This window comes from Falsiroseomonas sp. RANM36, from assembly GCF_056682175.1.
This window is the reverse complement of record NZ_JBWXTD010000008.1, coordinates 70,717-78,107: the sequence shown is the minus strand read 5'-3', so window position 1 is coordinate 78,107 and position 7,391 is coordinate 70,717. Positions and strand designations below refer to the sequence as shown.

Below are 7,391 nucleotides of genomic sequence, written 5' to 3'. Positions count from 1 at the left end.
CCCTCCCCCGCAAGCGGGGGAGGGAGACGCGGAACGGGGGAGGCAGTGCAGGGGTCAGAGATGAACGCCACCACCATCACCGTCCCGCAGGCCGATCCCGGCGCGGGGTATCGCGCGCAGAAGGCCGAGATCGATGCCGCGGTGGCCCGCGCGCTGGCCTCGGGCTGGTACATCCTCGGCAAGGAAGGCGAGGCCTTCGAGCGCGAATACGCCGCGTGGCAGGGTGCGGCGCGCGCCATCGGCTGCGCGAACGGGACGGATGCGCTGACGCTGGCGATGCGCGGCCTCGGCATCGGGCCGGGGGCGACGGTCGTCACCGTCTCCCACACCGCGGTCGCGACCGTCGCCGCCATCGAGATGGTCGGCGCGACGCCGCTGCTGCTCGACATCGATCCCGACACCTACACGATGGACCCGGACGAGTTGGTCGCCGTGCTGGAGGACCCGCCGCCGGGCCTGCCGCCGATCCGCGCCGTCATCCCCGTGCATCTCTACGGCCAGGCCTGCGACCTGGCGCCGATGCTCGCCGCCGCGGCGCAGCACGGCGTGGCGGTGATCGAGGACTGCTCCCAGGCGCATGGCGCGACGCTCGGCGGGACGAAGGTCGGCAATCTCGGCCGGGTCGCCTGCTATTCGCTGTACCCGACGAAGAACCTCGGCGCGCTCGGCGATGGCGGCGTGCTGACCACGGACGACGCCGCGCTGGCCGACCATATCGGCGCGATCCGCCAGTATGGCTGGAAGGAGCGCTACATCAGCGCAGAGGTGGGCGTGAACTCCCGCCTCGACGAGCTGCAGGCGGCGATCCTGCGGGTGAAGCTGACCGCGCTCGACGCCGGCATCGCGCGGCGGCAGGCGATCGCGGCGGCCTATGACGCGGCGCTGTCGGGCGGCCGGCTGGCGCCGCCGGCGCGGCGGCCGGATGCGGGCCATGTCTTCCACCAGTACGTGCTGCGCGTGCCCGACCGCGCCGCGGTGATGGGGCGGCTGCGCGCCGAGGGCATCGCCACCGCGATCCACTACCCGCAGCCGGTGCATCTGCAGCCCGCCTATGCCGGCCGCACCCCGCTCGGGCCGGCCGGCTGCGCCGAGACGGCGCGGGCGGCGGGCGAGGTGATGAGCCTGCCGATGTTCCCCGAACTGACCGACGCGCAGGTGGAGCAGGTCTGCGCGGCGCTTCGCCGGCTCTGACGCAGGGCGCGCCGGCCGCGTGGGCGGCGGCGCCACCCTGCAATGCTGGCGTGCGCCTCGCCGTCCGACGCTTCCGCTTCTGCGAGCCGACGTGCTAACTTTCGCGCGACGGGCGAGAGGGGCCGCGCTGTTGCGCGCCGTGCATCCTTGCCCGCCTGGCACCCGGCTGCGGCCGCGGGGGAGGAGTGGGGCGAGGAATGGGTGGCGCCGCCGCCGAGCCGATCGAGCCGAGGCTGGCCGTTGCGCCTGAGGATGCGGGGCGTCGGATCGTCCGCATGGCGGCGCGGATGCTGGGCACCCCGGCGGCGGTGCTGCGGCTGCGCGATGCCGAGGGCAAGCTGTCCGGCGCGACCTATGGGCTGCGCGCCGGCGAGGCCCCGGCCGAGGTGGATGTCTCGGATTTCCCGTTCCGCGCCAGCGCCCCGGTGCTCGGGCCCGATGGGCACGAGATCGGCGCGCTGATCGTCCTGGATCGGCGGCCGCGCCGCGACCTCGCGCCCGACGAGGCCGGCACGCTGCGCGACCTGGCCGCGCTGGCCGCATCCGCCCGCGAGGGCCAGGAGGAACCCGCGGCGGCGGCGAGCCCGGCGGCCTGGAGCCTGCTGGCGGACCGGCTGAAGGCGCTGGCGGTTGAGGCGCCCGGCTACGAGGCGGCGATCGAGGCGACAGCGGAAGCGCTCTGCGCCGCAACCGGAGGCCTGCTCTGCACGCTGCACCGGCTCGGCGCCGATGGCGCGACGCTGCAACTGGTGGGCGGCCACGCCAGTGCGGCGCTCGGCGGGCCGGCGCTGCTCGATTCGATCCGCATGGCGCCGATCGGCATCACCGACCCGCTGCTCGGCGCGGCGATCGCCGGCGGGCGGCAGCGCCAGGTGGAGCTGACCGGCGCGGGCGACGCGCCGCGCCATGCGCTGCTGCGCGATGCGGCGGCCAGCCCCGCCATGACGCTGGTGGCGACGCCGGTGCGCATCGCCGACGAGCGCTGCGTGCTGCTGCTGGGCTGCCCGGCGCCGGGGCCGGACCTGCTCGACCTGGTGCGGGACGCCGCCGCAACGCTGCGGCCGCTCCTGCAGATGCTGCGCGACGAGGAGCGGACGGTGCTGCACCGCCGCGTCGTCGAGGCGAGCTCGGAAGCGGTGCTGATCACCGAGGCGGCGCCCGACGAAGGCCGCATCGTGCATGTGAACCCCGCCTTCGAGGCGCTGACCGGCTTCTCCGCCACGGAGCTGGTCGGGCGCACGCCCCGGCTGTTGCAGGGCAGCGGCGGTGACGGAGCCGATTGGAGCGCCATCGCCGATGCGCTGCGCCAGAAGCAGCGCATGCGGCAGGAGGCGGCGTTCCGCCGCAAGGACGGCAGCCAGGTCTGGGTGGACCTGCACATCGCCCCGGTCTTCGATTCCGCCGGGCGCTGCACGCATCTGGTCTCCATGGTGCGCGACATCACGCGCGAGCACGAGGCGACGCTGCGCCTGGCCGAGAGCGAGGCCGCCTTCCGCAGCCTGTTCGAGCGCAACCCGATCCCGATGTGGATCTACGACCAGGAGACGCTCGCCTTCCTCAGCGTCAACGACGCGGCGATCGAGGATTACGGCTGGTCGCGCGAGCAGTTCCTGCGCATGACCATCCTCGACATCCGCCCGGAGGAGGACCGCGCGGCGGCGCGCGCGGCCTCGGCCCAGCTGCGGCGGACGCGCGGCGCCTCCGGCCCCTGGCGGCACCTGACGGCGCGGGGCGAGGAGCGGATCGTCGAGGTCAGCCTGCACCTGACCGAGTTCGCCGGGCGGCGCGCGGTGCTGGTCGCCGCGCTCGACGTGACGGCACGCACCCGCTTCGAGCGCGACCTGCGCCTCTCCCGTGCCGCGCTGCAGCGGCAGGCGGTGGAGCTGCGCCAGACGCAGCGCCTGGCCCGGCTCGGCACCTGGCGCTGGCAGGCGGACCTGCAGCAGGTCTCCTGGTCGGAAGAGGTGCATGCGATCCTCGGCACCGATCCGGCCGCGCCGGTGCCCGCCGGCCCGGCCGCCCTGTCGCTGGTGCTGGAGGAGGATCGCGCGACGGTCGGCGCCGCGCTGGCGCGGATCGTGCGCACCGGCCAGCCCGGCGCCTTCGAGTTCCGCGTGCGCCGGCCGGATGGGCGGCTGGTGCATTGCCGCGCCGAAGGCCGGTGGGAGAGCGACCCGGCGGGCGGGCCGGATTCCGTGCTCGGCTACGTGCAGGACGTGACGGCCCAGCGCGAGGCCGAGGCGGCGCTGCGCCAGGCCGACCGGCTGAAGTCGCTCGGCCAGATCACCGGCGGCATCGCGCACGACTTCAACAACCTGCTGACCGTCGCCTCGGTCAGCCTGGAGATGGCCGCCGACGAGGCGCATGAGGGCCGCACCGCGCCCGACCTGATCGAGGCCGCGCGCGGCGCGCTGGAACGCGGCATGCGGCTGACCAGCCAGCTGCTCTCCTATGCGCGGCGCCAGCCGCTGCGGCCGAAGCCCCTCGACCTGACCGAGATGCTGCCGGGGCTGGTGGACCTGATCCAGCGCACCCTCGGCGAACGCTATCCGATCCGGCTCATCGCGGGCCGGACGCCGAAGGTCTCGGCCGACCCGGCGCAGCTGGAGGCGGCGCTGCTCAACCTGCTGGTCAATGCGCGCGACGCCATGCCGGCCGGCGGCCCGATCGTGGTGGAGACGCGGCTGGTCGCGGTGCAGTCGGGCGAACTCGGCGAGGAGGACGGGCTGGCGCCCGGCCATTACGCGATGGTCGCGGTGACCGACCGCGGCACCGGGATGCCGCCCGAGATCAGGGCGCGGATCTTCGAGCCCTTCTTCACCACGAAGTCGCCCGGCCAGGGCACGGGACTCGGCCTCAGCATGGTGCTCGGCTTCGCCAAGCAGTCGGGCGGGCATGTGACGGTGAGCAGCGAGCCCGGCGAGGGCACCTGCTTCACGCTCTACCTCCCGGTGGTCGCCGACGGCATGCCCGCCGAGCCGGCGGGGCGGCATGGCGAGCCGCCGGCGACGCTGCCCGCCGGGCTGGACGTGCTGGTGGTCGAGGACCAGCCGGATGTGCGCAAGGCGGCGGTGCGGCTGTGCCGGCAGGTGGGCATGCAGCCCGTGGCGGTGCCGGGCGCGGCCGAGGCGCTGGAGGTGCTGGGCTCCGGCTTCCGCTTCGACCTGCTGTTCACCGATGTCGTGCTCGGCGGCGACATGGACGGGCTGGAACTGGCCGAGACCGCGCGGCGGCTGCAGCCGGGCCTGGCGGTGATCTGCACCTCCGGCTACGCGGAGCAGCAATTCGGCCAGCGCCCGCCGGGGCAGGCATCGCTCGAGATCCTCAGCAAGCCCTACGACATCCGCCGCTTCCGCGACGCCGTCGGGCGGGCGCTCGCGGCGGCCGGGGCCAGGGCGGCGGCCTTCGACGCCGGCTGACCCGGCGGGCGTCGGGACCGCATCGCGAAAGATGGACGGGCGGGGCCGGCGCGCTGTCGCGGACCCGCATGGCAAGGCGGGCGCGGCGCCGATCCGCCGGCGGCGGCCGGCCGGAACCCGTCCTACCGGGCGGCGCGGACGGCGCGGGCAGAGAGGTCGGGGCGGTCCTTGGCGGGGCGATCCGGCGCGGCCTCGGTTTCCTCGATCATCGCCAGCAGGCGGAGCGCGGCGGCATGGATGCGCCGGGCCTGCTCGCGGGTCTCGGCCTCGTCGAGCGCGGCGGCCGCGACCAGGGCCTCGGCCGCGGCGATGATCGGCATGAGCGGGGCGCGCAGCCCGCCGGGGTCGGCGGCGTCGTCCGCCAGGTCGGGCATGGTCGCCTCGGCGCGGGCGGCGTCGCCGGCCGGCGCGGCGCGGCGGCGCTGCTCGCTGGTCGCGAGCGCGCGGGAGACGGCGGCGGCCATCTCGCTCGGCCGGAAGGGCTTGCGCAGGATCTCGAAGCCCTGAGCGGCCAGGACCGCGGGGGCGTGCTCGCCGATGCCGGCGCCGGTGATGAGCACGACCTCGAGCGCCGCGGAATCCGGGCGGTCGCGGATCAGCTCCTCCGCCAGGGCCAGGCCGGATTCGCCGGGCATGCGGACATCGGTGATCATCACCGCGATGCGCGGGTCCGCCTGCACGCGCTCGCGCGCCTCGGCGGCCGAATAGGCGCCGATCGCGCGCAGGCCGTGCTGCGCAAGGTAGCGCGTCAGCAGATCGACGATCTGCCGCTCGTCGTCCACCACGAGGATGCCGGGCAGGCGTGGCTGGGATCTCGGGGCCTGCCGCATCATCGTGGCGCTGTCCTCCGCCAGGTCAGGCAACCAGGCGATAGCCGCGCCCGCGCAAGGCCAGCACCTGGATCCGCTGCTCCGAGGCGGCGGCGAGCTTGCGCCGCAGCATCGAGGCGAGCTGGTCCACGCCGCGCTGATGCGGCATCAGGCGATGGCCGAGCACGCGCTCGGCGATGGTCTCGCGCTCGGCGGTGCGGTCGGGCGCTTCCAGCAGCAGCTTGAGCAGCCCGGCCTCGCCCCCGGTCAGGCGGACCTCGGTGCCGTCCGCGGCGACGACCTTGAGCCGCAGCGGGTCGAGCAGGACGTCGCCGACCTGCCAGCCGGCGGGCCCGGACTCGGCGGGGGCGGCCGGGACGGCGCCGGCGACCGCGCCGCGGTTGTCCATGCGGCGGGACAGGGCGCGGACCCGCGCGGTCATCTCCCGCAGCGAGAAGGGCTTCGTGACGTAGTCGTCGGCGCCGAGCTCGAGGCCGACCACGCGGTCCACCTCCTCGTCGCGGCCGGTGACCACGACGATGCCGAGGTCGGGCTGGCCGGCGGCTTCGCGCACGAAGGCCATGCCGCTGCCGTCCGGCAGGCCGATGTCCACGACGATGATGCGCGGGCGGCTTGCTTCGAAGCGTTCCCGGGCCTCGGCGAGGCACATCGCGGTTTCGGTACGCCAGCCATCCCGCTCAAGGGCGCCGGCGATGGTCGAGGCGACCTGGGCGTCGTCTTCTACGACCAGGACGGATCCGGTGTTGCTCATGGCGCTACGAACATGTGCATTTCTGTTAACGAATGCAACTTCGCACTACACGCGCGCGTGATCAAGGGGCAAGAGCGAGTCATTCGCCTACATCCTCATGATATTGACGGAAGATCCAGACTCACGCGTGTGCCCTCGCCGGGGGCGGCTGCAATCAGCAGTCGTCCCCCCGCCGCAAGGACTACACGCATTGCGAGTGCAAGTCCAATGGCTGTCTTGTGCCCGGCAACGCCCGCGGTGAAGCGGGCGGTTGCAACGCGGCGCAGCGTCTCGCGCGCCATGCCCGCACCGTCGTCCTGCACGACAATGACGATCCGTGGAGGGCCCGGCGAAATGAAATGAGCCTCGGCCCGGATCTGCAGGCACCCCTTGCCACGCATGGCGGCGAGCGCGTTGGAGACCAACTCGTCCAGCACGGCGACCAGGGCGGGTTCCGAAAGGGCGATGGCCGGAAGCTCGGGGGCGATCGCCAGGTCGAGCCGTATTTCCGGCGGCAGGCTGTAGGCCAGGCGGCGGCCGAAGGCCTGCAGCGTCGCGCCCGGGTCCGTCAGGCCATCGGCGGCGCGGATCGGGCGGGCGAAGCGGTCGAGGCGGGCGGTCAGCTCGGTGCCGCGCTGCGCCGCGCCGAGGATCAGCGTGGCGAGTTCCAGCAACTCCGGCCGGTCGGCCAGGCCCTCGACCAGCAGTTCGGCATTGCCGAGCACCACGGTCAGCATGTTGCCGAGGTCATGCGCCACCGCGCCGGCGAGCGCCGCCGCGGGATCGAGCGGCGCGCCGGGATCGGCCGGCACGTCGCTCAGGCTGCTGCCCTGCGCCGTCTTGCGCTGCATCAGGCCCCCCGGTTGCTCGTAACCTGCCACGCCGTCCACTCCGTTCGCCGCGTCAGAGCGGGGTGGTGACGGTGGCGGCAAGATTGCGATTCTTGCTCGCGCCGAAAAAGGGGGAGATGAAGCTGAAGTTGTAGGAGGCCTGCACCGTCAGCGTGGTGGCCGCGCGGTTCACCTGGATGGTGAACTGCGCCGGGTCGAGCAGCGAGACGCGGCTGAGTGCGAGCGTCTTCGGGGTCTGCGCGCCGGTGATCGCCGCATCGGTCATCGCGGCGCGGGGCCCCCCCCCCCCCCCCCCCCCCCCCCCCGGGGGGGGGGGGGGCGGGGGGGCCCGCCCCCCCCCCCCCGCGAAGCCGCCCCCCCCCCCGGCGGC

Annotated in this window: 6 protein-coding genes; 2 read left to right on the top strand and 4 right to left on the bottom strand. The window is 74.5% G+C overall.

What is annotated here, in order from left to right:
• The first annotated feature begins 60 nt into the window (after positions 1–60).
• Both AC1MIR_RS26040 and AC1MIR_RS26035 read left to right on the top strand, forming a co-directional pair.
• A complete protein-coding gene (locus AC1MIR_RS26040) occupies positions 61–1,191 on the top strand; it encodes a DegT/DnrJ/EryC1/StrS family aminotransferase (protein ID WP_480031086.1) in 1,131 nt (376 codons plus the stop codon).
• A gap of 197 nt (positions 1,192–1,388) precedes the next feature.
• Complete coding sequence (locus tag AC1MIR_RS26035) at positions 1,389–4,610, top strand: PAS domain S-box protein (RefSeq protein WP_480031085.1); 3,222 nt, start codon at positions 1,389–1,391, stop codon at positions 4,608–4,610.
• A 122-nt stretch (positions 4,611–4,732) separates the two neighbouring features.
• Here AC1MIR_RS26035 and AC1MIR_RS26030 read toward each other — a convergent pair whose 3' ends face one another.
• From AC1MIR_RS26030 to AC1MIR_RS26015, 4 genes are all read right to left on the bottom strand, one after another.
• Positions 4,733–5,443 (bottom strand): response regulator, encoded by a 711-nt coding sequence (locus AC1MIR_RS26030; RefSeq protein ID WP_480031084.1) that lies wholly within the window; start codon positions 5,441–5,443, stop codon positions 4,733–4,735.
• A gap of 22 nt (positions 5,444–5,465) precedes the next feature.
• A complete protein-coding gene (locus tag AC1MIR_RS26025) occupies positions 5,466–6,191 on the bottom strand; it encodes a response regulator transcription factor (protein WP_480031083.1) in 726 nt (241 codons plus the stop codon).
• Between the two features lie 95 nt (positions 6,192–6,286).
• Positions 6,287–7,102, bottom strand: coding sequence for a sensor histidine kinase (locus tag AC1MIR_RS26020; protein WP_480031082.1), 816 nt, complete (start codon positions 7,100–7,102; stop codon positions 6,287–6,289).
• On the bottom strand, positions 7,074–7,391 hold a 318-nt coding region (locus AC1MIR_RS26015), incomplete at its 5' end, for a hypothetical protein (RefSeq protein ID WP_480031081.1). The genes AC1MIR_RS26015 and AC1MIR_RS26020, both read right to left, overlap by 29 nt.

What these genes read in the sequence shown, in the direction of transcription:
- AC1MIR_RS26040 (WP_480031086.1), top strand. Translation starts at nt 61, where the DNA reads ATGAACGCCACCACCATCACCGTCCCGCAGGCCGATCCCGGCGCGGGG.
- AC1MIR_RS26035 (WP_480031085.1), top strand. Translation starts at nt 1,389, where the DNA reads ATGGGTGGCGCCGCCGCCGAGCCGATCGAGCCGAGGCTGGCCGTTGCG.
- AC1MIR_RS26030 (WP_480031084.1), bottom strand. Translation starts at nt 5,443, where the DNA reads ATGATGCGGCAGGCCCCGAGATCCCAGCCACGCCTGCCCGGCATCCTC.
- AC1MIR_RS26025 (WP_480031083.1), bottom strand. Translation starts at nt 6,191, where the DNA reads ATGAGCAACACCGGATCCGTCCTGGTCGTAGAAGACGACGCCCAGGTC.